The sequence below is a fragment of the Geodermatophilus dictyosporus genome (genome assembly GCF_900115505.1).
Lineage (GTDB): Bacteria > Actinomycetota > Actinomycetes > Mycobacteriales > Geodermatophilaceae > Geodermatophilus > Geodermatophilus dictyosporus.
Window position 1 is genome coordinate 610511 of the sequence record NZ_FOWQ01000001.1, and the last position, 23307, is coordinate 633817.

Sequence of the window (23307 nt, forward strand, 5' to 3'; positions counted from 1 at the left end):
CGGTCCTCCTTCGCGTGCCGCCACGGTCGCGGCGGGCGTCCCGGTCAGATCCGCTTCCCCACGGATCACACCGGTGTTGTCCGCGACCGTAAGCCGGGCCCCCAGGGCGGTCAACTGACGCGGGCGGCGTGTCGCCGCGAGCACCCCGGAGGGGTGGTATCGGCAGGTGCGTCGCGCTGCTGTAGCCCGTCGGCCGCGGCCGGGACGCGTGTGACCACCGTGGCGGACGGGGTCACACCCGCCCCGCCCGTTCAGGACCCGCCGGACCCGGACCCCGCGCCGAAGTCCTCGGGCGAGATCTGGTCGAGGAACTCGCGGAACTTCTCGACCTCGTCCTCCTGCTCGTCGGGGATCTCGATCCCCACCTCGTCGAGCAGCTCCTCGGCGCCGTAGATCGGCGCCCCCGTGCGGACGGCGAGGGCCACGGCGTCCGAGGGCCGGGCGCTGACCACCCGGTCGTCGCCGAAGACGAGCTCGGCGATGTAGATGCCGTCGCGCATCTCGGTGATGTTGACCGCCTCGAGCTCGGCGCCCAGCGTGCGCACCACCTCGCGCAGCAGGTCGTGGGTCATCGGCCGTGCGGGCCGCACGCCCTGCTGCTCGAACGCGATCGCCGCGGCCTCCACCGCACCGATCCAGATCGGCAGGTAGCGCTCCCCCTGCGTCTCCTTGAGCAGCAGGATGGGCTGGTTGCCGGGCAGCTCGACCCGGACCCCGACGACTCTGAGTTCCTGCACGGTGTTGCTCCCTCAGCTGCGGCGTACGGGTGGACGCCGGGACGGCGCGGACGGGCGGCCTCCGGCGGCAGGTCCACCGTACGCCGCACTCAGGGGCGCAGGAGGTCCCGGAGGCGTGCCTCGAGCAGGGCCCGGTGCAGCTGCGCGGACAGGCCGGCGAGCTGCGCCAGCTCCTCGGCGGCCCGGGCCCGGGCGTCCTCCGAACGCGACCGCAGCACCGGGGCGAGCAGCTGCTCGACGAGCACCGCCTCGCGCTCGGCGCCGGTGCGGAACACCCGCAGGTGGCGTGGCTCGATGCCGTGCCGGGCCAGGCCCGCGGCGGCCTGCGCGATGGGCAGGTCGCCGGCCGGGTGGCGGCCCTCGGCGTCGGGAGCCAGCAGGCCGTACTGCACGCAGTCGGCCAGCTGCCCGGGCTCGAGACCCGCCGCGCGCGCGAACTCGTCGGCGGGCATCGGCGGGCGCTCGGCGGCCGGCTCGGGAGCCGGCTCGGCGGGGGGCGGCGCCGCCGGGGCCGGGGCGGCGGGCGCCGCCGGGCGGTCCTGGGCGGGTGCCGCGGGGCCGGTCCCGGGCACCGGCAACCCGCGGTCGAACGCGTCGAGGTGCTCCTTGATGACCCGCAGCGGCAGGTAGTGGTCGCGCTGCGCGGTCAGCACGTAGCGCAGCCGGTCGACGTCGGCCCGGGAGAACTTCCGGTACCCCGACGGCGTCCGCTGCGGGGAGACCAGGCCCTCGCTCTCGAGGAACCGGATCTTGCTGATCGTGACGTCGGGGAAGTCGTCGCGCAGGGCGGTCAGCACCGCGCCGATGGTCAGGCGCGGGGAGCGCGCGTCGGCGGCGTCGTCCCCGGACGCGCGGGCGGGCGCTCCGGGCACCGGCTCAGCGGGCGGCGGGCTCGCCGGTGCGGGGGCCGGTCAGGTAGACGAGGCGGAACTTGCCGATCTGCACCTCGTCGCCACCGGCCAGCGTCGCGACGTCCACCGGCTCGCGGTTGACGTAGGTGCCGTTGAGGCTGCCGACGTCGTGGACGGAGAAGCCGCCGCCCTCGCGGTGGAACTCCACGTGCCGGCGGCTGACGGTCACGTCGTCGAGGAAGATGTCGCTGTCGGGGTGGCGGCCGGCGGTGGTCACGTCCTGGTCGAGCAGGAACCGGCTGCCGGCGTTGGGGCCGCGCTTGACCACCAGCAGGGCCGACCCGGCCGGCAGCGACTCGACGGCGCCGGCGTGCGCGTCGGGGGCGGGCTCGGAGACCTCGGGGACCTCACCGGAGTCCTCGCCGCCGACCTTGGGGATCACGCTGGTCGACTCGCCCACGCGCTCCTGGGAGAGGGCGGCGCCGCACTGCGCGCAGAAGCGACTGCCCTCGGGGTTGTCGTGGCCACAGCGAGTGCAGTGCACGTCTGTCTCCTCCGGTGCAGGGGGCACCGCCGCGGGCGAGGGGTTGCCGCGGGCGGCCGGCGGACGACGGACCGGACGGTCCGTGCGTGGGTCGGCCTCCGCGCCGGGCACGGCGGGCCGTTGGTCATGGAACCAGCGGTCGACCCGAGGGTCAACCGGGCGTCGCGGCGACGTCACAGCAGTCCCAGCGGGTCGGGGCGGGACCCGTTCCCGAGGGCAGCATAGTGATCGTCCGGGGTCCTCCCGGGGACCCGGGGGTGGTCAGGACGCGTCGACCAGCGCCTGGTAGGCGGCCGCGTCGAGGAGGTCGGCGGTCGGGTCGCCGCCGTCCCCGGACACGGTGATCTCGACCAGCCAGCCCTGCCCGTAGGGGTCGGCGTTGACCGTCTCCGGCGTGTCGGTGAGGGCCTCGTTCACCGCCGAGACGACGCCGGCCACCGGCGAGTAGACGTCGGAGACCGACTTGGTCGACTCCACCTCGCCGATCGGGTTGCCGGGGGTCACCTCGGCGCCGACCTCGGGCAGCTGCACGAAGACGATGTCGCCCAGGGCGTCCTGCGCGTGGTCGGTGATGCCGACGCGGACCACGGTGCCGGTGTCCCCGCCCCCCTGCACGAGCGCCCACTCGTGCTGGTCGGTGTAGCGGCGGTCGTCGGGCGTGGTCATGCGGCGTCGTCTCCGGGAGGTCGGTGGTGGGGGCGGTGCAATTCAGTCGCCCGTCTGCGGCTGAGCGTATTGAGGCTCGTCGAGGGGCCGCAACGCGTCCACCACGACGCGGTCGCGCTGCTCGATGTCGACGCTGCCGCCCTGCCGGCCGACCCGGTCGACGACGCCGCCGGGGATGCTCATCGCCGTCTGCAGGTCCTGCGGCGAGCCGATGACGACGACCTCGTAGGGCGCGGTCACCGGCCGGCCGTCGACCCGCAGGCCGCCCGGTTCCCCGGTGACGGCGGTGGACACGCCCACCCGGACGCCGTCGATCTGCATCGTCTCCGCGCCCGCGCCGCGCAGCTCCTGGACCGCGTCGAGCAGGTCGGCGACGCGCACCTGGCCCTGCGGGTCGCGGATGGTCATGACCAGCCCCGGACCCTCCGCGGCGACGGTGCCGTTGAGGACGGCCAGCGCGTCGGCGCGCTCGCCGGCGTCCTCGAGGGCGGCGGCCGAGCGGCTGTCGGTGTCGTTCAGCTCGCGCAGCGCGGCGCGCTGGTCGGCGATCTGCTGGCGCAGCTGCGCCTCCCGGGCGTCGAGCGAGTCGAGGATGCCGACGAGGTCCTCCTCGCGGGTGGCCGCCAGCGCCTCGCCGGTGTCGGTGTTGCGCACCTGCACGGCGATGGCGAAGCCCAGCAGCAGGGTGAGGACGGCGATCAGCGCGGCGGCGACCCGCCGCTGCCGGCGCCGGGCCGGGGCGGGCGCCGCCCCGGCGGCAGGCTCCTCCGCGGGCGACTCCTCGGCAGGCGGCTCCTGGGCAGGCGGCTCCTCCGCGGCGGTCCCCTCCGCGGCGGTCCCCTCGACCGGCGGGCCGGGCTGCTCGGCGTCGTCGGGACGCAGGGTGCCGCTCATGCCCGGAACACGTGCCGACGGATGGCCGCGGCGTTGCCGAAGATGCGGATGCCCAGCACGACGACGACCGCCGTCGACAGCTGGGCGCCGACCCCCAGCTGGTCGCCGAGGAAGACGATCAGCCCGGCGACGACGACGTTGGAGACGAACGACACGACGAACACCTTCGCGTCGAAGATGCCGTCCAGCCGCGCCCGGACGCCGCCGAAGACCGCGTCGAGCGCGGCCACCACCGCGATCGGCAGGTAGGGCTGCAGCCCCACCGGCACGGTGGGGTCGAACACCAGGCCGAGGACGATGCCGACGGCCAGGCCGATCACGGGCAGCACGCCTCAGCCCCCCGTTCCGGCCGGGACGGCGGATCGCAGCTCGGGGACTCCCCCGGCGGGCACGGACAGCTCGTCCTCCTCGGCGAACTCGAAGCGCAGGCCGTACAGGTCCGAGACGACGGCGAGCGCACCGACCTCGGGGCTGGCCAAGAACCGCGACCGGAGCTCGTCCGGGTCGCCGATGGCACTGACCTCGTAGGGGTTGGTGACCGGGCGGAAGTCCACGAGGACCGCCTCCCCGGCGAAGCGGATGGCCGTCGTCGGCCCCAGCCGCTGGCCGTTGATCGACACCGCCTCGGCGCCCGAGGCCCACAGGGCGTTGACCACCAGCTGCAGGTCGCCGTCCTGGACCCGGCCGCGGGTGTCCTCGGTGCCGGCGCCGCCGACCGGGTCGGAGTCCGCGTCGGGCTCGGCGTTGGCCAGGGTGACCAGCAGCCCCGGCCCGGTCGCCGGCACGAGGCCGGCGGCCTGCTCGGCGGCGTCGAGGTCGTCGATGGCGCGCTGGCCCTGGGCGGTGGCGGCCAGCGCGTCCTCGCGCGCGCCGGTGGCCTCCTGGCGCAGCGCCTCGAGCTCGGCGGCGAGGTCGTCGGTGGTCACCGACTGCGCCTCGATCTCGGTGACCAGCGCGGCGCGGACCTCCTGGCGGCCCTCGGCGCCGGAGGCGGCCTGGTGCCAGGTCACCGCGGCCAGCACGCCGGCGGCGACCATGGTGAGCGCGACCGCCGCGGGGCCCAGCCGGCGCCGCCAGCCGGGTCGGACGTCCGCCCCGCGGGCCGCGCGGGCCCGGGCGGCCCGGGCGTAGGCCGGGTCGAGGGTCTCGGCGAGCACCTGGTCGAGCAGCGAGGCGCCCATCGACCGCGCCCCCCCGCCCCCGCGGGGGGCGCTCACGGCGCGGGACGGGGCGCGGCACCCGCCCGGACCGGGACGGCCCGCTCGGCGCGCACCAGGCCGAGCACCTGGACGACGTAGAGCGCGCCGGCGAGCAGGTAGAGCGCACCGCCCCAGATGGTCAGCGCCCAGGCCACCGGGGTCACGACGGCGACCAGCGCGCCGTCGCCGTCGGCCAGCAGCAGCAGCGGGAAGGCGTAGAGCAGGATGAAGGTGGCCGCCTTGCCCAGGTAGTGCACCTGCAGCGGCGGATAGCCGTGGCGGCGCAGCACCAGCAGCATGACGCCGAGCACGAACTCGCGGCCCACCAGCAGCGCCACGAACCACAGCGGCACGACGTCGCGGAGCACGAAGGCGATCAGCGTGGAGACGATGTAGAGGCGGTCGGCGGCGGGGTCGAGCAGCGCGCCCAGCCGGCTGGACTGCCCGAGCACGCGGGCGAGCTTGCCGTCGGCGTAGTCGGTGACGCCCGCGACCATGAGGACGACGACCGCCCACCCGTCGGCCTGCGGCCCCAGCAGCAGCCAGAGGAACAGCGGGACGCCGAGCAGCCGCAGCACCGACAGGGCGTTGGGCACCGTCCAGACGCGGCGCGGCAGCGTGTTGCGGTCGACGTCGGACACCGGCACGGCGGCCGACGGCCCCTGCGACGACGTCACTGCTCCTCCACCCCGCTGCACACCGTGCCCGAGGCTAGTCGACGGACCCACGTCCTCCTCTCCGCCGGAAGGCCCGCGGCGAGCCCGGACGGGCCGCTAGGCGGGCACCGCGACGAGCGACGCCGGTGCCGGCTCGTGGCCCAGCGGGCGGCGCGTGAACGACCCGGTGCCGTGGCTGACCGAGCGCAGCGCTCCGGCGTAGCCGAGCAGCTCCAGCTCGGGCACCTCGGCGCGCACGGTGGTGCGGTCGCGGTCGGGGTCGGCATCGCTGCCGGTGACCCGGGCGCGGCGGGAGGACAGGTCGCTCATCACCGCCCCGACGTGCTCGGCGGGCACGACCACCTCCACCTCGCACCACGGCTCGAGCACCCTGGTGCCGGCGGCGGCCGCCAGCTCCCGCACGGCCAGCGCCCCGGCCGACTGGAAGGCCGCGTCGGAGGAGTCGACCGAGTGGGCCTTGCCGTCGACGAGCACGAACCGGACGTCGACCAGCGGCCGGTCGTCGTGGACGCCCTTGGCCGCCTGCGCGCGGATCCCCTTCTCCACGCTGCCGTGGTACTGCGAGGGCACCGCCCCGCCGACGACGCGCTGCTCGAAGGTGATGCCCGCCCCCGGCTCCCCGGGTTCGGCCTCCACCACGACGACGGCGTACTGCCCGTGCCCGCCGGACTGCTTGACCAGCCGGCCGGTGGCCCGCGCGGGGCCGGCGAGGGTCTCGACCATGGGCACCCGCACCGGCACGGTGGTGACCGCGACGCCGTGCCGGGTGCGCAGCCGCTCGAGCAGCACCTCGCCGTGGGCCTCCCCGACGCACCACAGCAGCAGCTGGCCGGTGTCGCGGGAGCGCTCGACGCGCAGGGTCGGGTCCTCGGCGGCCAGCCGGCCCAGGGCGGGGCCGAGCCGGTCCTCGTCGCTGCGCGAGGCGGCCTCGACGGCGACCGGGTGCTGCGGCACCGGCAGCTCCCACGGCGGGACCAGCCGCGGGTCGCCGGGCGAGGACAGCGTGTCGCCGGTCTCGGCGGAGGCCAGCCGGGCCACCGCGCAGACGTCCCCGGCCGGGCCGGCCGCCACCGGCCGCAGCGCCGCGCCCAGCGGGGAGGAGATGGCGCCCACCCGCTCGTCGGCGTCGTGGTCGGGGTGGCCGCGGTCGGCGCCGCCGTGCCCGGAGACGTGCACCGGGGTGTCGGGGGTCAGCGTGCCGGAGAACACCCGCAGCAGGGACACCCGGCCCAGGTAGGGGTCCGTCGTCGTCTTGACCACCTCGGCCACCAGCGGGCCGTCGGGATCGCACGACAGCGCCGGCGCCGGCGACCCGTCGGGCCGGGTGACCGGCGGGCAGCCGTGCTCCACCGGGCAGGGGAACCCCTGGACGATCAGGTACAGCAGCGCGTCGAGGCCGATGCCCAGCAGCGGCGCCGCGCAGAGGACGGGGTGGAAGTGCCCGCGGGCGACCGCGGTCTCCAGGTCGCTCATCAGGTCGCCCTGGACCAGCTCGTCGCCGGCGAGGTAGCGCTCCATGAGCGCCTCGTCCTCGCTCTCGCCGATGATCCCCTCGATCAGCTCGCTGCGGAGCCGGTCGGCGTCGGGTGCCTCGGCGCCGGGCTGCAAGAGGTTGACCACGCCCTGCACCGAGCCGTCGGGCCCCCGGTCGACCAGGTGCACCGGGTAGACGCCGGCACCGAGCACGGTCCGGCACAGCCGGACGGTCTCCTCGGCGTCGGCGCGGGCCCGGTCGAGCTGGGTGACGACGACGGCCCGGGGCATGCCGACCGCGGCGCACTCCTCCCACAGCGCCACGGTGGAGGCGTCCACCCCGCCGACGGCCGAGACGACGAACAGCGCGGCGTCGGCGGCGCGCAGCCCCGCCCGCAGCTCGCCGACGAAGTCGGGGCTGCCCGGGGTGTCCAGCAGCGTGATCCGGGTGCCCTCGTGCTCGACGGTGGCCACGCCGAGGGTCACCGAGCGCTGCTGGCGGACCTCGACGTCGTCGCTGTCGAGGCAGGTCGTGCCGTCCTCCACCCGCCCGGCACGCGGCAGCGCCCCGGTGGCCACGAGCAGCGCCTCGGCGAGGGTGGTCTTGCCCGCGGCGGCGTGCCCGACCAGCGCCACGTTGCGCACCCGGGCGGGCTCGCGCGGAGCCGGCGCCGGGACGACGTCCCTACCCACGGCGGCCGCCCGGCCGGTCGTCCCCGGCCGGGCGGCCGGGTCCCTCGCTGTCGGGATCGGTCCTGTCGACTGCTGGGTCGCCCACCGCGGCCTCCCGGGTCGTCACGGGATGTGTCTCGGGTCACACCCTGCCCCCGTCCGGAGGCGCCGGGCAAGGCCTCCGCCCACGCGGTCTCAGCCGTCGGCGGCGCCCACCGCGACCGCTGCGGTGCTGCCCGCCCAGCCGGCCGGGGCGACGTCGCCGACGACGACGGTGACGTCGTCGCGGGTGCCGGCGGCAAGGGCGGCCAGGACCAGCCGGGACGCCGCGGCCGCGGGACGCCGCTCGGCGCCGAGCACCCGCTGGAGGGTGGAGGCCGGGACGACGCCGGAGAGCCCGTCGGAGCAGACCAGCAGCCGGTCGCCCGGCTCGGCCCGGACGGCGACGAGGTCGGCGGGCCCGGGGTCGGCCGAGCCGCCCAGCGCGCGCAGCAGCACCGAGCGCATCGGGGAGGCCGCGGCCTGCTCGGGGGTCAGCTCCCCGGAGGCGACCAGGGCCTGCACCAGCGTGTGGTCGGTGGTCAGCCGGGTGAGCACGCCCCGGCGCAGCAGGTGGGCGCGGCTGTCGCCGACGTGGGCGACGACGACCCGCCCGTCGCGGGTGAGGACGGCGGCGGTGCAGGTGGTCGCCATGCCGGCCAGGGCGGGGTCGGCGGCGGCGGCCGAGCGGATGGCGGCGTCGGCGGCCGCGACGGCGGCGGCCAGGCCCGCGTCGGGGGCGGCGTCCTCCCCCGTCTCCCGTGCGGCGGCGGCCCGGCGGACCACCTCGGCGACGGCCAGCCGCGCGGCCTGTGCGCCGCCGTTGCCGCCACCGACGCCGTCGGCGACCACGAGCAGCGCAGGACCGGCGAGGCCGGCGTCCTGGTCCTGCCCGCGCGGGCCGGCGAGCGAGACGGCGGCGGGGTCGAGGACCAGCCGGTCGACGGGCCCGCGGGGTGCCGGGGACCGCGTCCCGCCGGGCGCCTCGGCCGCCGGGAACCACGGCAGCGGCGTCACGGGGGCGGTCACGGCGACAGCATGGACCGGGCGGGCCGCTTCCGGAGACCGGCGGCGCACGCCGCCCGCGGGCGGTCCGCCGCGGGCGGCGTGCGGTCGGTGCTCAGGCCTGCGACGGGAGCCGGTAGGCCTCCCAGGCGTTGCTCATCCGGGCCACCTGGCCGGCCGAGAACGTGTCCATGCAGAAGTCCTCGGTGTAGTCCATGAAGTTGGTGATCGGGTCGAGACCCGGCTGGCGCGGGCAGCTGTCGCGGCCGGCGTCGACCGCGCACTCGAAGGCCGGCAGGGCCTCGGCCGGGGTGTCGGGCACGTAGTCGCCGGGGCCGGTGCAGCCGCCCTGGAACGTGTGGAACAACCCGAGCCAGTGGCCGACCTCGTGGGTGGCGGTGTCGCCCTCGTTGTAGGGGGCGGCGGTGCCGCCGGGCATCGACTCGTCGAGGATCACCACGCCGTCGCGCCACAGCTGCCCGCCCTTGGCCGACTGCGGGAAGGTCGCGTAGCCGAGCAGTCCGCCGCCGATGGGCGCGACGTAGACGTTGAGCGTGGCGGCGGTGCCGGTGCGCAGCGCCGTCTTGGCCGCCCGCTCCTCGCGGCTGCCGGGCACCAGGCCGGCCCACGCCGGGTCGACGGTGAACGTCGTGGCCGCCGGGTCGTAGGCGAACCGGAAGGGGGTGTCCGGCGAGTCCGCGGCGGCGCCCTCCCCGGCGAAGGCGTCGTTGAGCACGTCGACCTGCGCGTCGATCATCGCCCGGTACCGCTCCCGGTCGACCTCCGTGGCGGTGACGACGTGGAAGACCGTGGTGATGGTCTGCGAGCCCAGCCCCAGCACGGGCCGGCTCTTGGGGCTGCCCAGCGCCGCGGCCTGGTCGGCGGAGACCGCATTGGGCTCGCCGCGGGTGGCACCGGGCCGCACGCGCGCCTCGGCGCCGTGGCTGACGTCGTCGGTGTGCACGTGCGCGCACTCCGCCGCCGCGGGGGGTGGGGTCGGGGTGGCGGTGTCGGCCGAACCGGCCGCCGGAGCGGTCGTCAGGGCCAGCGCCACCGCGGCGCCCAGGGTGAGGGCGGTCCGGCGCAACCGGGTCATGGAGGTCCTCCGCAACGCAGGCGACGGGCCCGGCGGAGCTGCCGGACCCGGGCCGCACCGAGCCTCCGGGGACGCCCTCCTGGGAGTCCGCTGGGAGCGCGGTGGGGTGCGCGGGAGCCAACCACACGGCGGGACCGCTCGGTCCGCCGGGGTGTGCGCTGCGTCACGCCGCGGCAGCGGAGAGCTCCGTCCCCCGCGTCCGTCCCTCTCGGGCGGGCGGTCAGACTGGGGCGGTGACGAGCGCGCAGGCGGCCGCCGGGTACGCGGCGGGGCGGGACCAGGCGAGCGACCGGGCGCACGCGGTGCCCCGCCCGGCCGCCGACGGGCCACCGCCGTGGGTGGCCGCCTGCGGCACGCCGGTCGCCGTCGTCCAGGGGTCGTGGGCCGGGCGGCGCGGGCTGGGCTCGGCCGACCCCTGTCCCCGGTGCCGGGCGATCTCCCCCGCCTGAGCGTCCTCCCCCACCGCAGCGCGTCCTCCCTCACCGCCCACCACCCGGGAGGACGCGCGACGATCAGGTCACCGGATTGATCGTGGCGCGCCCCTCCTGGACGCAGCGGCCCGCCGCCGTGCCCGCGTGCGCGGCGCCTGTCAGGGTGGCCGCCGTGCAGTCCACCGGCACCACCGACCGAGCCGCCGGCACCTGGGGCCTCACCTCGGCCGAGGCGCAGGCCCGGCTCCGCCGCGGCGAGGGCAACACCGCGCCGCGCGGGTCCAGCCGCGGGTACGCGCAGATCCTGCGCACCAACGTCTTCAACCTCTTCAACACGATCCTGTTCACCATCGGCGCGGCACTGCTGGCCCTGGGTCGCTACAGCGACGCGGTCACCAGCGTCGGCCTGGGGCTGGTTAACGCCGCGATCAGCGCCGTCCAGGAGATCCGCGCCAAGCGCAAGCTCGACCGGCTGCAGCTGCTCTCCCGCGGCACGGTCACGGTGGTCCGCGACGGCCGCGACGTGGCGGTGCTCCCCCACGAGGTGGTCCGCGGCGACGTGCTGCACGTGCGCCCCGGCGACCAGGTCGTCGTCGACGGCCCGCTGCTCGAGGGCGCCGTCGAGGCCGACGAGTCGCTGCTGACCGGCGAGTCCGACCCGCAGCCGAAGCGCTCCGGCGACGACCTGCTGTCGGGCAGCTTCGCCGCCGGCGGCGAGGGCTGGCAGCTGGCCCGCGACGTCGGGGGCGCCAGCTACGCCAGCCGGCTGACCGCCGACGTCCGCCGGGTGAGCACCGACGCCACCCCGCTGCAGCGCAGGATCGACTTCGTCGTCCGGCTGGTCATGGTGCTCGTCGCGCTCATGAGCGCCACGATCCTGCTGCAGGCCGCCCTCGAGGGGTTCTCCGTGGAGCGGGTCGTGCAGACCACCGCGGTGCTCTCCGGCCTGGTGCCCTACGGGCTGTTCTTCCTCGTCGCGCTCGCCTACACCGTCGGCGCGGCGGCCAGCGCCCGCGACGGCGCGCTGGTGCAGCAGGTCAACGCCGTGGAGTCGATCAGCAACGTCGACGTCGTCTGCACCGACAAGACCGGCACGCTCACCACCGGCCGGCTCACCCTCGCCGAGGTGGTGCCCGTCGGCCCGCTACCGCAGGACGAGGTGGAGCGGCTGGTCGGGACGGCGGCCGCGAGCACCGCCGCGGCCAACCTCACCTCCACCGCGCTGGCCGCCGCGCTGCCCGGGCAGCAGCGCCCCGTCCTCGAGGAGGTGCCGTTCTCCTCGGCGCTGCGGTGGAGCGCCGTGCGCACCGACGACGGCGTGCTGGTGCTGGGCGCACCGGACTCCCTCGCCCCCGCCGTGCCCGGTGCGGAGCTGACCGACGCCGTCACCGCCCGGACCGCGCAGGGCCTGCGGGTGCTGGTCGCCGCCCGCCCGGTCGACCCGGCCGCGCCCCTGCGCGACGACGGCGGCCGGGCGCGCCTGCCCGACCTCGAGCCACTGGCGCTGGTGGTCCTGGCCGACGAGCTGCGGCCGGGCGTGCCCGGGACGATCGCCCGCTTCACCGCCGACGGCGTCGACCTCAAGGTGGTCTCCGGCGACGACCCGCGCACCGTCGCTGCGCTCGCCCGGCAGGCCGGGATGGCCGCCGGCGACCCGGTCTCGGGCGCGGAGCTCGAGGCGCTGACGGACGCCGAGCTCGACGCGCTCGTGGCCCGCACCGCCGTCTTCGGCCGGATCGCGCCGGAGCAGAAGGAGCGGCTGGTGGACTCGCTGCGCCGCCAGGGCCGCTACGTCGCGATGATCGGCGACGGCGTCAACGACGCGCGGGCGCTCAAGCGGGCGCAGGTCGGGGTGGCGATGCGCAGCGGCAGCGCGGTCACCCGCGACGTCGCCGACATCGTGCTCACCGACGACGCGATCGGCGCGCTGCTGCCCGCCCAGCACGAGGGCCGCCGGATCATCACCGGCATCGGCACCTCGATGCAGGTGTTCCTCGCGCGCGTGGGCACCCAGGGGCTGGTGATCGTCGCGGTCACCATGCTCGGCCTGGGGTTCCCCTACTCCCCCGCGCAGGTCGGGCTGACGCTGCTCACCGTCGGCGTGCCGACGCTGTTCCTCACCACCTGGGCACGGCCCCAGCGGCCCGACCCGCACCTGCTGACCTCGCTGTGGCGGTTCGTCGTCCCGGCGATGGTGGTGACCGCGGCGGCCGGGGTGGGGGTGTACGCCACGCTCTACACCGCGCTCATCGAGGTCGTCGGCACGGCGCGGACCCCGGAGGAGGTGGTGGCCGCCTTCGAGCGCTACACGGGGGTCGCGTCCTCCGACGTCGGCTTCGCCGAGGCCGCCGCCACGATCGGCGCGCAGACCGGCCTGTCGACGTTCGTGTCCTACGCGGCCTTCCTGCTCATCCTGTTCCTGCGCCCGCCGAACCGGTTCTTCGCCTCCTGGACCGACCCCGACGGCGACCGGCGGCCGGCGCTGCTGGTCGCCGGCCTGGTGGTGGCGTTCACCGGGCTGCTGTTCGTGCCCGTGCTCACCGACTACTTCGGGCTCACCGACGCCGCCGACCCCGTGTTCGCCACCGTGCTGCCGGCGCTGCTGCTGTGGTTCGCCGTGCTGAGCGCGGTCTACCGGTTCCGCCTGCTCGAGCGGGCCCTGGGCATCGCGGACTGAGGCTCAGTCGCGGATGCGGCCCAGGACCTCGTCGAGGGTGAGCCGCCGGGCTCCCTCGCGGTCGACGACGAGGACGTCGTCGGGGCCCTCCGGCCCGGCCGCCTCGGCGCGCGCCTGCTGCAGACGCGCCCAGCGGGCGGCGTGCCCGCGCATCCGCCGCGCCGAGATGGCCCGCCCGCGCTCGCGCTGACCGGCGGCGGCCTCCTCCGGCGTGGTGTCGAGGAGCACCACCCGCACGCCCCGGCCGGCCCGGTGCGCGACCCGCAGCACGACCGCGCGCCACGCGGTGCTGGTCCAGGGGTCGGTGAGGACGACGACCGGCTCCGGTCCGGCCAGCGCCCGCAGCACGGCGACGCGGTGCACGGCGTGCACCAGCGGGCGCAGCAGGCGGTAGGGCACGCCGGCGGCAGCCAGCCGCTCGGCGACGTGCTCGGAGTCCACCCCGGTCACCCCGGGCACCTCGCGGTCGAGGACCTGCCGCAGCAGCGTCGTCTTGCCGCTACCGGGCAGCCCTCCGATCACCACGAGCGCGGGGCCGTCGGCCGCGGCACCGGGCACACCGGGCACCGGGACCTCGTCGGTCGACACGGTCATCTCACACCTCCCGAGGGCACCCTCCGGGTGGCTGACCCGGAGGGTGCCGGTGCCCGGCCGGGGCCGTCGAGAGGTCAACGCGCGGGACCCGCCGGACGTGCCCGCCCGACGGCGTCCGTGCAGGTCAGGCTAGCCTTCCTTGGCTGGCGGGCCCTCCGCGGGCGTGCCAGCCTGGGTGCCATGACCTCTCTCCAGGACATGCCCCAGGTGCAGGACTGCGCGGTCAGCAGCTGTTCCTACAACGCCGAGCACCAGTGCCACGCGGGGGCGATCACCGTCGGCGGTGACCACGCCCACTGCGGCACCTTCGTGGAGATCAGCTTCCGCGGTGGTCTCGACCGCAACGGGATGGTCGGCGCCTGCCACCGCTCCGACTGCGTGCACAACGACAAGCTCGAGTGCACCGCGCCGGGGATCAGCGTCGGCCCCGAGGCCGACGCCGCGGACTGCCTGACCTACCAGGCCCGCTAGTCCCCTCTCCGCAGGCCGGCCTGCGCCAGGTCAGGACGCCAGCAGGTCAGGACGCCAGCAGGTCGGCGCCCAGGGGCTCGTGGACGAGCCCGCCGGCCGGGTCGGCGCGCAGCGCGCCGTCGGCCACGGCGAGCGCGGCCACCGGGTCGGCGTCGTCGACGAGGACCGCGCGCCCGGCGGTGGCCACCGGGCGGAGCGCGGCGAGCAGCCGGCGGCGCTCGGGAGCGGCCAGGCCGTCGGTGAAGCGGTCGACGAGCACGATGGTCGCGCCCTGTGCGGCGACGGCGTCGATCGCCACGAGGCGGTCGCGCACGTCCTCACCGGCCCGGGCGGCCAGCCGGTGCACCCGCACCGACGCGTGCCCGGAGGCGCAGCGCCCGCTGTCGTCGTCCAGGGCGGTCATGACCCGGCTCCGGGCACCGTCCGGTCCCAGCAGCACGGTCACGTCGCCGACCGGCAGTCGCAGCCCCACCCACGCCTCCTCGCCTCGCAGTGAGGGGAGCCTAACCTCAGGAGACGGATCGGTCCACCCCCGTCCGATTCCCCCACCGGGGCCGCCCGGACGACAGCGACGGCGCCACCCGCGGTGCGGGCGGCGCCGTCGGCGCGTGCGGCTCGGGTCGGCGGTGGGGTCAGTCGCCGTCGCCGTCGCGGTCCCCCCAGTGGCCCCAGCCGCCGCGCGGGCCGCCGTCGGCGTCGGTGTCGTTGACCCGCTCGGTGATCCAGGTCTCGAGCTCGGCGGAGCGCTCGTCGGCCTGCTCCTGGGTGAGCCGGCCCTCGGCCACGGCCTCGTCGAGGTGCTCCTGCGCGGCGGCGACCAGCGCGGCGACCAGGTCCTCGACGGCCACGCCCTGGTCCTCGGCCACGCCGGCCAGGCTGGCGCCGTCGGCCTCCAGTGCGGCGCGGAGGTCCTCCTCGCTCAGGCCCAGGGTCTCGGCAGCGACCTCCAGGCCGAAGCCGCCACCCCACCAGTGCCCGCCGTGACCACCGAACCCGGCCCCGCCGAGCGTGGTGGCCACCTCGTCGGCCTGCTCCTGGGTGATCGAGCCGTCGTCGACCAGGCCGGAGAGGGCGTCGCGGATGCGGTCCTCGACGGTCGTGGACCCGGTCGTGCTCTCGGTCGTGGTCGTCTCCTCGTCGGCCATCGCGGGCACGGCGAGTCCCAGACCGGTGAGGGTGAGCGCACCGGCGGTGGCGGCGAGGACGATCTTCTTGCGCACGGGTCACTCCTAGTCCGGGCAGCCGGTCCCTCCGGCCGTCAGCCACCAGCATCGACCGCTTTCCTGTGACCGACCTGGGAACGGGCCGCTCTCCTGCTGTGACCTCGTGGTCGTGGTGTTCGACGTGTCCGGTCGTCAATCCAGTTGGGGATAACGGTCGGTCGCCAGCGGACTGCCAGGACGCGTCCAGGGCGGGCCCGGCCGGCGAGCCGGTGCTGGGGTCGTGGGCACCGCCCCCGCTCCCCTGCTGGCCCCTCCGGACAGCGCCTCCTGCTCGCCGGCGGGCTGACCCTCTCCCTCCTCGTGGTCGCGGCACCGACCCTCCTGCCGGAGGGGACGGGGGGGCCTGGGGCGCGCCGCTGACCGAGCTGCACGGGTACCCGACCGGCCCCACCTCCCCGGCGACGCTCCTGCAGCTGGGCGGCAACCTGCTGCTGCTGGTGGCGGCGGCCGCCCTGGCCGCCCGGCTGTGGCCCGGGCTCGGCTCCCCCGGGCGGCTCGTGGCGGCCGCGCTCGCCACCGGCGGGGCGATCGAGGCGCTGCAGTTCCTGCTGTCGCTGGGCCGCGTGGTCTCACCCCTCGACGCCCTGCTCAACGCCGTCGGCGCCATGCTCGCCGGCCTGCTGGTCACCCGGGCCGATGGGTGTGGCGCTCCTCCTGTGCCCGTCGCGTGCCCCGCGGCGAGCCTGGACGGTGGGCAAGTAGCGATGTATCGTTAGCGTCATCCGATACGACAGAGGAGGTCCGGCGATGTTCTCGCACCCCTTCCCCGGAGGCCGCCAGCCCGGCCCGCGCCGCGGGTTCCGCGGCCCCCACCACCACCCGCGCGAGGGCGGCCCGCTCGGCGGCCCCGGCGGCCCCGGCGGCTTCGGCCCCGGCGGCTTCGGCCCCGGCGGCTTCGGCCCCGGCGGCGGCTTCGGCCCCGGCTTCGGTCCCGGCGGTCCCCGTGGCGGCCGGCGCGGCGGCGGCCGCGGCCGTGCCCCGCGCGGCGACGTCCGCACCGCCGTCCTGCTGCTGCTCGCCGAGCAGCCGATGCACGGCTACCAGCTCATGCAGTCGATCGCCGAGCGCAGCGGCGGCCGCTGGACGCCCAGCCCCGGCGCGGTGTACCCGACGATCAGCGCGCTGGAGGACGAGGGCCTGGCCACCGTCACCGCCGAGGCCGGCCGCAAGCTGGTCACCCTGACCGAGGCCGGCCGTCAGCACGTCGAGGAGCGCCGCGGCACCTGGCCCGACCCGTTCGGCGGCGCCGCCGACGGCGCGGCCGGCCCGGACCTGCGCGGCCTGCTCGAGCAGGTGCACGGCGCCGTCCGCCAGGTGTCGCGCACGGGGTCGGAGGCGCAGCTGACCGCCGCGGCCACCGTCCTCGCCGAGGCCCGCCGGGCGCTGTATCTGCTGCTCGCCGAGGGGCCCGACGACGCCGCGGCACCCGGCCGCGCCACCCCGCCGGCCCGGTGAGCCGCGCCGGGCGCCGGTCCGGGGGCTGAGCCCCCGGACCGGCGCCGGTCAGCCGAAGCGGACCGGCTGGCCGGTGGCCTCGAGCACCGACATCCAGAGGTCGCCGAGGGGGTCGACGTGGTTGCGGCGGCTGACCGCCAGGGCCATCGGGATGTGCACGAACCTCCGCCGCCGGCGGGCCACGATCACCTCGGTGCGCCCGGCCATCGCCGCGTGCACCGCGGCGTGCGCCAGCCGCAGGCAGTAGGCGCTGTCGTAGGGGTTGGCCGGCACGCTGCGGATGGCGTAGCTCGGGTCGAAGTAGCGCACGTTGTTCTCGACACCGTGCGCGTCGAGGTGCTCGACGATCTTGCGGCGCAGCAGCCGGCCGATGTCGCCGAAGCGGACGTTGCCCGAGGCGTCGCGGCCGGGTTCCTCCCCCTCGACGTGCTCCTGGCCGGCACCCTCGGCGACGACGACGACCGCGTGCCCGCGCTCCTGCACCCGGTGGCGCAGGTTCTCCAGGAACCCGTGCTCGCCGTCCAGGGTGAAGGGCACCTCGGGGATGAGCACGTAGTCGGCGTCGTCCTTGGCCAGCGTCGAGTAGCAGGCGATGAAGCCCGAGTGCCGGCCCATGAGCTTGACCAGCCCGATGCCGCCGGGCGCCGAGCGCGCCTCGACGCTGGCCGCGTGGATCGACTTGGTGGCCTCCGACATCGCCGTCTGGAAGCCGAAGCTCTGGTCGATGTAGGGGATGTCGTTGTCGATCGTCTTCGGGATGCCGACGACGGCGACCTTCAGGCCGCGCCGCTCCACCTCGGCGACGACGTCCATCGCGCCGCGGATGGTGCCGTCCCCGCCGATGACGAACAGGATGTTGATGTTGAGGCGCTCGAGGGCGTCGACGATCGCCTCGGGGTCCTGCTTGCCGCGGGAGGTCCCGAGGATGGTGCCGCCCTCGTCGTCGATGTGCATGACGACCTCGGGCGTGAGGTCGAGGACGTCCTCGCCGAACTCCGGGATGAACCCCCGGTAGCCGTTGCGGAAGCCGACGATCCGCCGGACGCCGTAGTGCCGGGACAGCTCCAGCACCAGCCCGCGGATGACGTCGTTGAGGCCGGGGCACAGGCCGCCGCAGGTGACGATGCCGACCCGGGTCTTGGCCGGGTCGAAGTAGATCTTCTTGCGCGGGCCGCCGGGCTCCAGGCTGGGCAGCTGCTCGAGGGGCACCCCGCGGGCGCCGGCCATCGAGAGGGTGTCGTCGAAGAGGATGCGGTCCTCCTCGACGACGGAGTGCTGCGTCGTCTCCCGGGCACCCAGCCGCGGCGCCAGGGGCGAGTCGATGCGGCAGGGGCCCAGCGTGCGGACGGCGAGGTCCGCGGAGACGACCATGGGAGGACGTTCCCACACGGACCCAGTCGTCATGACGACTGGGTCCGTGTCGGCGCGTCAGATGGGGAACTCCACGCCCTGCGCCAGCGGCAGCTGGCCGGAGTAGTTGATCGTGTTGGTCGCCCGGCGCATGTAGGCCTTCCACGCGTCGGACCCCGACTCGCGGCCGCCGCCGGTGTGCTTCTCCCCGCCGAAGGCCCCGCCGATCTCCGCCCCGGAGGTGCCGATGTTGACGTTGGCGATGCCGCAGTCGGAGCCGTCGGCGGCCAGGAACCGCTCGGCCTCGGCCTGGTCGGAGGTGAAGATGGACGACGACAGGCCCTGCGGGACGTCGTTGTTGAGCGCCACCGCCTCCTCCAGCGTGCGGTAGGGCAGCACGTAGAGGATCGGCGCGAACGTCTCGTGGCGGACGACGTCGGTCTGCGCGGGCATCCGCACCAGCGCGGGCTCGGCGTAGTACGCGTCGGGCGCCTCGTCGGCCAGCCGCCGTCCGCCGCCGGCGACGACCTCGCCGCCCTGCTGCCGCGCGGCCTCCAGCGCGTCCTGCATGGCCTTGTACGCGGCGTCGTGGACGAGCGGGCCGACCAGCGTCCCCGCGGCGATCGGCGAGCCGATCGGCAGGTTCCGGTAGGCGGCGGCGACCCGCTCGACGAGCGCGTCGACGACGTCGACGTGCGCGATGACGCGGCGCATCGTGGTGCAGCGCTGCCCGGCCGTGCCCGCGGCGGAGAAGACGATGCCGCGGGTGGCGAGGTCGAGGTCGGCCGAGGGGGTGACGATCGCGGCGTTGTTGCCGCCGAGCTCGAGCAGCGAGCGGCCGAAGCGGTCGGCCACCCGCGGGCCGACGACGCGGCCCATGCGGGTGGACCCGGTGGCCGACAGCAGCGCGACGCCGGGTGAGTCGACCAGCGCCTCACCGACGTCGCCGCCGCCGAGCACGACCTGGCTGAGCCCGGCCGGCGCGCCGGTCTCGGCGATCGCCCGGTCCAGCAGCGCCGCGGCGGCCAGCGCCGACAGCGGCGCGAGCTCCGAGGGCTTCCACACGACCGGGTCGCCGCAGACCAGCGCGACGGCGGTGTTCCAGGACCAGACGGCGACCGGGAAGTTGAAGGCGCTGATGACGCCGACCACGCCGAGCGGGTGCCAGGTCTCCATGAGCCGGTGGCCGGGACGCTCGGAGCTGATGGTGCGGCCGTAGAGCTGCCGGGACAGGCCGACGGCGAACTCGCAGATGTCGACCATCTCCTGGACCTCGCCGGCCGCCTCGGAGGTGATCTTGCCGACCTCGAGGCTGACCAGGGTGGCCAGGTCGGCCTTGTGCTCGCGCAGCAGCTCGCCGAGGCGGCGCACGAGCTGGCCGCGCACCGGCGCCGGCGTCGTCCGCCAGGTGCGGAACGCCTCGCCGGCGCGGGCGACGGCCGTCCCGACGTCGGCGCCGGTGTCCCAGCGGACCGAGGCCAGCGGGGTGCCGGTCAGCGGCGAGGTGACCGGGTGGTCCCCGGCGACGGCGTCGAGGTCGACGCCACAGCGTCCGGCGGCCTCGCGGGCGAGGGCCCGGAGCTCCTCGGCGGTGGGCAGGCTGGTCACGTTCTGCGATCCTCCACTGTTCTGGTGGCCCCGTGCGGGGTCCCACGGCGCGCGTGCGCGCGGTGGGGGCACGGGGGTCCTCACACGATGTTGAGCTCGGGGCGGGCGCCCGCGGTCGTGAACCGCCGGACGTCGAGGCCGGCGACGTCGACCAGCGTCTCGCGCCCCAGGTACAGGTCGCGCACCACCTCCCCCACGGCCGGGCCCATGAGGAACCCGTGCCCGGAGAAGCCGGTGGCGTACAGCAGCCCCTCGACCTCGGCGGAGCGGCCGATGAGGGCGTTGTGGTCGGGGGTCATCTCGTAGAGCCCGGCCCAGCCGCCGGCGATGCCCACCGACGCCAGCGCGGGCGCGCGCCGCTCCACCGCCTCGCCCAGCCGCGGCAGCCACGCCTCGGAGCGGGTGAGCCGGAAGCCCGGCGTCTCGTCGGGGTCGGACATGCCCATGAGCACGCCGGCGCCCTCGCGGTGGAAGTAGAAGGAGGTGGCGAAGTCGATGGTGAACGGGGTGTGCGGGTCGAGGCCCGGGACCGGCTCGGTGACCAGGATCTGCCGGCGCAGCGGCTCCACCGGCAGGTCGATCCCGGCGAGGCGGCCCACCTCCGCCGACCACGGCCCGGCGGCGACGACGACGGCGTCGGTCCGCACCCGCCCGGCCCGGGTGCGCACGCCGGTCACCCGCCCCTCGGCGACGTCGACGCCGGTGACCGCGCAGTGCGGCACGAGCGTGGCGCCGGCCCGGCGGGCCGCGGCGGCGTAGCCGAGGACGACCGACTCCGGCGTGCAGTGGCCGTCGGTCGGCGACCAGGCGGCGGCGAGCAGGCCGTCGCCGTCGACGAGCGGGGACAGCCGCTGCGCCTCGGCGACCTCGATCACCCGGCTGGGCACGCCGAGGTCGTTCTGCAGTGCGACGGCGGCGGTGAAGTCCTCGACCTCCGCGGGCGTGGACAGCAGGAAGAGGTAGCCGACCTGGGCGAAGTCGACGTCCTGGCCGAAGCGGGCCGGGAAGTCGCGGAAGGTCTCCAGGCTGCGGGCGCCGAGGGTGACGTTGACCGGGTCGGAGAACATCGCGCGCACCCCGCCGGCGGCGCGGCAGGTGGAACCCGAGCCGAGGGAGTCGCGCTCGAGCAGGACGACGTCGCGCACGCCGGCACGCGCCAGCTCGTACGCCGTCGCCAGGCCCACCACTCCCCCGCCGATCACGACGACCGACGCCGAGGGCGGCAACTGCGGGCTCATCGGGGTCCTCCTGGCCGGGCGTGGGAGTGCGGGAGCCCATCCTGCGGTGCGGGCCGCCCGCCGCACCAGGCCCCGGGAGCGAGGCGTGCCGTCGCCGGCCGCCGCCGGCTCGTGACCGCCGTGTGCGCGCCGTGTGCACGCACCGCGGACCGCCGGCGCCGCGGTCGACCGCACGGGCACACCCCGCGGACGCCGGCGCAGGACCGGCCGGCGGCGGGTCACCCGCCGAACGCGGCGACGACCTCGGCGGCGGTGCAGCGGTGGGACAGCAGGCTGTAGTCGAGACTGGCCAGCGAGCGGCGGGCGGCGTCCTCGTCGACCACTCCGCAGGCGTCCTCGACCACCACCGGCAGGAAGCCGAGGTCGGCGGCGTGCCGGGCGGTGGGCTCGATGCCGATCTCCAGCACCGCGCCGACCAGGACCAGCGTGGTCACCCCGCGGTCGCGCAGCACGGCCTCCAGCGGCGTCCCCACCAGCGCCGACATGCCGAGCTTGTCGAACACCGGCTCGCCGTCGGCCGGCGCGAGGTCGTCGGAGATCTGCGTGTGGTCGGCGTCGGGCGGGAAGGCGGCGGTGACGGCGTCGGCGCGGTCCCGCCGCTGCCAGGCCATCGCGGTGCGCAGCGCCGCCACCCCCATGTGCGAGGGCGGCAGCGACACGTGCCGCACGTAGAGGACCGGCACGCCCGCCGCCCGGGCGGCGCGCAGCACGTCCGCGATCCGCCCGGTCAGCGCCTCGCGGTCCCGGACGTGGGCCAGGATGCCGACCTGCGCGTCGTAGACGAGCACGGCGCTGGCCGCCGGCCGGCACATCTCGGGGACCGTCTCGGGGACGTCGACGCCGAAGGCCCGCTGCACGGCGCGAGCCTGGCACTCACCGACGTCGAGTACCAGGCTCGGCGGCCCGGTGGTAGGCACGGGACGACGGCCCGGCCCGAGGGCCGACCCGAGGAGGCGACGTGCAGGCAGTGGTCTACGAGCGCACCGGCGGACCGGAGGTGCTCACCGTCCAGGACGTGCCCGACCCCGAGCCCCGCGACGGCGAGGTGCTGGTCGACGTCGAGGCGGTGGGCGTGAACTTCCGCGACGTGTACGAGCGCGAGGGCCGCCCGCCCTACACGGCGTCCCCGCCCGCGGTGGTCGGCGCCGAGGGCGCCGGACGCGTCGTGGACACCGGGGAGCGGGTGGCCTGGGTCAGCGTGCCGGGCAGCTACGCCGGGCGGGTGGCCGCCCGGCGGGGCGCGCTGGTGCCGGTGCCCGACGGCGTGAGCTCGGAGCTGGCCGCCGCGGTGGTGCTGCAGGGCTGCACCGCCCACTACCTGGCCGCCGACTCCCACCCGGTGGCCGAGGGCGACTGGGTGGTGGTGCACAGCGCCGCCGGCGGCGTCGGGCTGCTGCTCACCCAGCTGGTGCGGCTGCGCGGCGGGCACGTGCTGGCGACGACGTCGACCGAGGAGAAGGCGGAGCTGGCCCGGGGCGCCGGTGCCGACGAGGTCGTCGTCGGCTACGACGGGTTCGCCGAGCGGGTGCGCGAGCTCTCCGGCGGCGAGGGCGCGGCCGCGGTGTACGACGGCGTCGGCCGGACCACCTTCACCGCGGGGCTGCGGGCGCTGCGGCCCACCGGCCGGATGGTCCTGTACGGCGCCTCCAGCGGGCAGCCCGAGCCGTTGGAGCTGCAGCAGCTGGCCGCGCACGGCTCGGTGTACGTGCAGCGCCCGACGCTGGCCACCTACACCCGCACGCCGGAGCTGCTGCGCGAGCGGGCCGGCGCGGTGCTCGACCTGGTCGCCGCCGGCCGCCTCGACGTGCGCATCGGCGCGCGCCTGCCGCTGGCGCAGGCCCGCCGGGCGCACGAGGACCTCGAGGGCCGCCGGACGACGGGCAAGGTGCTGCTCCTCCCCGGCGGGGGCGCCGCCGCGTGAGCGTGCTGGTGCGGCTGGGCGGTCTGGTGGCCGACGCGGCGCCGGGGCTGCCGCTGCGCGCGACGGCCTACACCGTCGATCGGGACGTCGCCGTGCCGATGCCCGACGGGGTGGCGCTGCTCGGCGACCACTAGCGCCCCGCCGCCGCCGACGGCCCGCTGCCCGTCGTCCTCGTCCGGCTGCCCTACGGCCGCGCCGTGCCGGCCGCCGACGTCACCGTGGGCGAGGACGGCGTGCTCCCCGTCGACGTCGAGCCCTTCCCACCGCCTACCGGTTCCGGGCCGGCCCCCGGCTGCGGGTGCAGGTCGCCGGCGGCGCGTTCCCGCGCTTCGCCCGCAACCCCGGCACCGGGGCGCCCCTCGCCACCGCGACCGCCGGCCGGCCGTGCCGCACCGAGGTGCACCACGACGCGGCGCACCCCTCGTGCCCGGAGCTGCCCGTCCTGGCCTGAGCGGCCCGGACAGCACGACGGCGCCCCCTCCCGGA

Annotated in this window: 26 protein-coding genes; 8 read left to right on the forward strand and 18 right to left on the reverse strand. The window is 76.5% G+C overall.

The annotated features are described in order from the left end of the window. Nucleotides 1–251 precede the first annotated feature (251 nt). From BMZ33_RS02820 to BMZ33_RS02870, 11 genes are all read right to left on the reverse strand, one after another. Nucleotides 252–737 (reverse strand): bifunctional nuclease family protein, encoded by a 486-nt coding sequence (locus BMZ33_RS02820; RefSeq protein ID WP_091107506.1) that lies wholly within the window; start codon nt 735–737, stop codon nt 252–254. A gap of 89 nt (nt 738–826) precedes the next feature. After that, complete coding sequence (gene ftsR, locus BMZ33_RS02825) at nt 827–1609, reverse strand: transcriptional regulator FtsR (RefSeq protein ID WP_091107507.1); 783 nt, start codon at nt 1607–1609, stop codon at nt 827–829. Nucleotides 1610–1613: 4 nt separating this feature from the next. Next, nucleotides 1614–2132 carry an oxoglutarate dehydrogenase inhibitor Odhl gene (odhI, locus tag BMZ33_RS02830; protein WP_091107509.1) on the reverse strand — a complete coding sequence of 173 codons (519 nt, stop codon included), beginning with the start codon at nt 2130–2132 and terminating at the stop codon, nt 1614–1616. Nucleotides 2133–2393: 261 nt separating this feature from the next. Then, nucleotides 2394–2798, reverse strand: a complete 405-nt coding sequence (gene gcvH / locus BMZ33_RS02835) for a glycine cleavage system protein GcvH (protein ID WP_091107510.1) — start codon at nt 2796–2798, stop codon at nt 2394–2396. A gap of 42 nt (nt 2799–2840) precedes the next feature. After that, a complete protein-coding gene (locus BMZ33_RS02840) occupies nt 2841–3692 on the reverse strand; it encodes a DUF881 domain-containing protein (RefSeq protein WP_091107511.1) in 852 nt (283 codons plus the stop codon). Beyond that, complete coding sequence (locus BMZ33_RS02845; protein ID WP_091107512.1) at nt 3689–4021, reverse strand: small basic family protein; 333 nt, start codon at nt 4019–4021, stop codon at nt 3689–3691. The genes BMZ33_RS02840 and BMZ33_RS02845 overlap by 4 nt, the downstream gene beginning before the upstream one ends. 3 nt (nt 4022–4024) lie before the next feature. After that, a complete protein-coding gene (locus BMZ33_RS02850) occupies nt 4025–4909 on the reverse strand; it encodes a DUF881 domain-containing protein (RefSeq protein ID WP_091107514.1) in 885 nt (294 codons plus the stop codon). Continuing rightward, on the reverse strand, nt 4906–5568 hold the full coding sequence (gene clsA, locus BMZ33_RS02855; protein ID WP_169063806.1) for a cardiolipin synthase ClsA: 663 nt from the start codon (nt 5566–5568) through the stop codon (nt 4906–4908). Before clsA ends, BMZ33_RS02850 begins: the two co-directional genes overlap by 4 nt. 96 nt (nt 5569–5664) lie before the next feature. Beyond that, on the reverse strand, nt 5665–7734 hold the full coding sequence (locus BMZ33_RS02860; RefSeq protein WP_091107516.1) for an elongation factor G-like protein EF-G2: 2070 nt from the start codon (nt 7732–7734) through the stop codon (nt 5665–5667). A 174-nt stretch (nt 7735–7908) separates the two neighbouring features. Then, on the reverse strand, nt 7909–8781 hold the full coding sequence (locus BMZ33_RS02865; RefSeq protein WP_169063807.1) for a PP2C family protein-serine/threonine phosphatase: 873 nt from the start codon (nt 8779–8781) through the stop codon (nt 7909–7911). Between the two features lie 91 nt (nt 8782–8872). Beyond that, the gene (locus BMZ33_RS02870) at nt 8873–9853 is read right to left on the reverse strand and encodes a zinc metalloprotease (protein WP_091107520.1); all 981 of its coding nucleotides are present in this window, start codon (nt 9851–9853) and stop codon (nt 8873–8875) included. A 233-nt stretch (nt 9854–10086) separates the two neighbouring features. On the opposite strand from BMZ33_RS02870, the gene BMZ33_RS02875 reads away from it, so the two are divergent. Both BMZ33_RS02875 and BMZ33_RS02880 read left to right on the forward strand, forming a co-directional pair. Continuing rightward, nucleotides 10087–10302, forward strand: coding sequence for a hypothetical protein (locus BMZ33_RS02875; protein WP_091107522.1), 216 nt, complete (start codon nt 10087–10089; stop codon nt 10300–10302). Nucleotides 10303–10456: 154 nt separating this feature from the next. Continuing rightward, nucleotides 10457–12961: an HAD-IC family P-type ATPase gene (locus tag BMZ33_RS02880; protein ID WP_091107939.1), complete on the forward strand. Its 2505-nt coding sequence runs from the start codon at nt 10457–10459 to the stop codon at nt 12959–12961. A 3-nt stretch (nt 12962–12964) separates the two neighbouring features. On the opposite strand, the gene BMZ33_RS02885 is transcribed toward BMZ33_RS02880, so the two are convergent. Next, the gene (locus BMZ33_RS02885; RefSeq protein ID WP_091107524.1) at nt 12965–13555 is read right to left on the reverse strand and encodes a P-loop nucleotide/nucleoside kinase family protein; all 591 of its coding nucleotides are present in this window, start codon (nt 13553–13555) and stop codon (nt 12965–12967) included. Between the two features lie 180 nt (nt 13556–13735). On the opposite strand from BMZ33_RS02885, the gene BMZ33_RS02890 reads away from it, so the two are divergent. Next, a complete protein-coding gene (locus BMZ33_RS02890) occupies nt 13736–14026 on the forward strand; it encodes a DUF1540 domain-containing protein (protein WP_091107941.1) in 291 nt (96 codons plus the stop codon). 46 nt (nt 14027–14072) lie between these two features. Here BMZ33_RS02890 and BMZ33_RS02895 read toward each other — a convergent pair whose 3' ends face one another. Next, nucleotides 14073–14498 (reverse strand): hypothetical protein, encoded by a 426-nt coding sequence (locus BMZ33_RS02895; protein ID WP_091107525.1) that lies wholly within the window; start codon nt 14496–14498, stop codon nt 14073–14075. A 160-nt stretch (nt 14499–14658) separates the two neighbouring features. Continuing rightward, on the reverse strand, nt 14659–15246 hold the full coding sequence (locus tag BMZ33_RS02900) for a hypothetical protein (protein WP_091107526.1): 588 nt from the start codon (nt 15244–15246) through the stop codon (nt 14659–14661). A 440-nt stretch (nt 15247–15686) separates the two neighbouring features. On the opposite strand from BMZ33_RS02900, the gene BMZ33_RS02905 reads away from it, so the two are divergent. Next, entirely contained in the window at nt 15687–15965 is a 279-nt protein-coding gene (locus BMZ33_RS02905) for a VanZ family protein (RefSeq protein WP_091107529.1), read from the forward strand. Between the two features lie 31 nt (nt 15966–15996). Beyond that, nucleotides 15997–16704: a PadR family transcriptional regulator gene (locus tag BMZ33_RS24375; RefSeq protein ID WP_091107531.1), complete on the forward strand. Its 708-nt coding sequence runs from the start codon at nt 15997–15999 to the stop codon at nt 16702–16704. A 48-nt stretch (nt 16705–16752) separates the two neighbouring features. On the opposite strand, the gene BMZ33_RS02915 is transcribed toward BMZ33_RS24375, so the two are convergent. The 4 genes from BMZ33_RS02915 to BMZ33_RS02930 all read right to left on the reverse strand — a co-directional run bounded on the left by BMZ33_RS02915 (nt 16753) and on the right by BMZ33_RS02930 (nt 21757). Next, nucleotides 16753–18075 (reverse strand): ATP-dependent 6-phosphofructokinase, encoded by a 1323-nt coding sequence (locus tag BMZ33_RS02915; protein WP_091107533.1) that lies wholly within the window; start codon nt 18073–18075, stop codon nt 16753–16755. 57 nt (nt 18076–18132) lie between these two features. Continuing rightward, nucleotides 18133–19662 (reverse strand): L-piperidine-6-carboxylate dehydrogenase, encoded by a 1530-nt coding sequence (gene amaB, locus BMZ33_RS02920; RefSeq protein WP_091107535.1) that lies wholly within the window; start codon nt 19660–19662, stop codon nt 18133–18135. 80 nt (nt 19663–19742) lie between these two features. Beyond that, on the reverse strand, nt 19743–20900 hold the full coding sequence (locus BMZ33_RS02925; RefSeq protein ID WP_091107537.1) for an NAD(P)/FAD-dependent oxidoreductase: 1158 nt from the start codon (nt 20898–20900) through the stop codon (nt 19743–19745). Between the two features lie 218 nt (nt 20901–21118). After that, entirely contained in the window at nt 21119–21757 is a 639-nt protein-coding gene (locus tag BMZ33_RS02930; protein ID WP_091107538.1) for a cysteine hydrolase family protein, read from the reverse strand. A gap of 101 nt (nt 21758–21858) precedes the next feature. Between BMZ33_RS02930 and BMZ33_RS02935 the strand changes: the two genes are divergently transcribed. From BMZ33_RS02935 to BMZ33_RS22990, 3 genes are all read left to right on the forward strand, one after another. Continuing rightward, the gene (locus BMZ33_RS02935; RefSeq protein WP_091107540.1) at nt 21859–22821 is read left to right on the forward strand and encodes a quinone oxidoreductase family protein; all 963 of its coding nucleotides are present in this window, start codon (nt 21859–21861) and stop codon (nt 22819–22821) included. Then, nucleotides 22818–22955, forward strand: coding sequence for a hypothetical protein (locus BMZ33_RS22985; RefSeq protein WP_169063808.1), 138 nt, complete (start codon nt 22818–22820; stop codon nt 22953–22955). Before BMZ33_RS02935 ends, BMZ33_RS22985 begins: the two co-directional genes overlap by 4 nt. Before the next feature lie 164 nt (nt 22956–23119). Beyond that, the gene (locus tag BMZ33_RS22990) at nt 23120–23272 is read left to right on the forward strand and encodes a hypothetical protein (RefSeq protein WP_244524227.1); all 153 of its coding nucleotides are present in this window, start codon (nt 23120–23122) and stop codon (nt 23270–23272) included. Nucleotides 23273–23307: the final 35 nt, after the last annotated feature.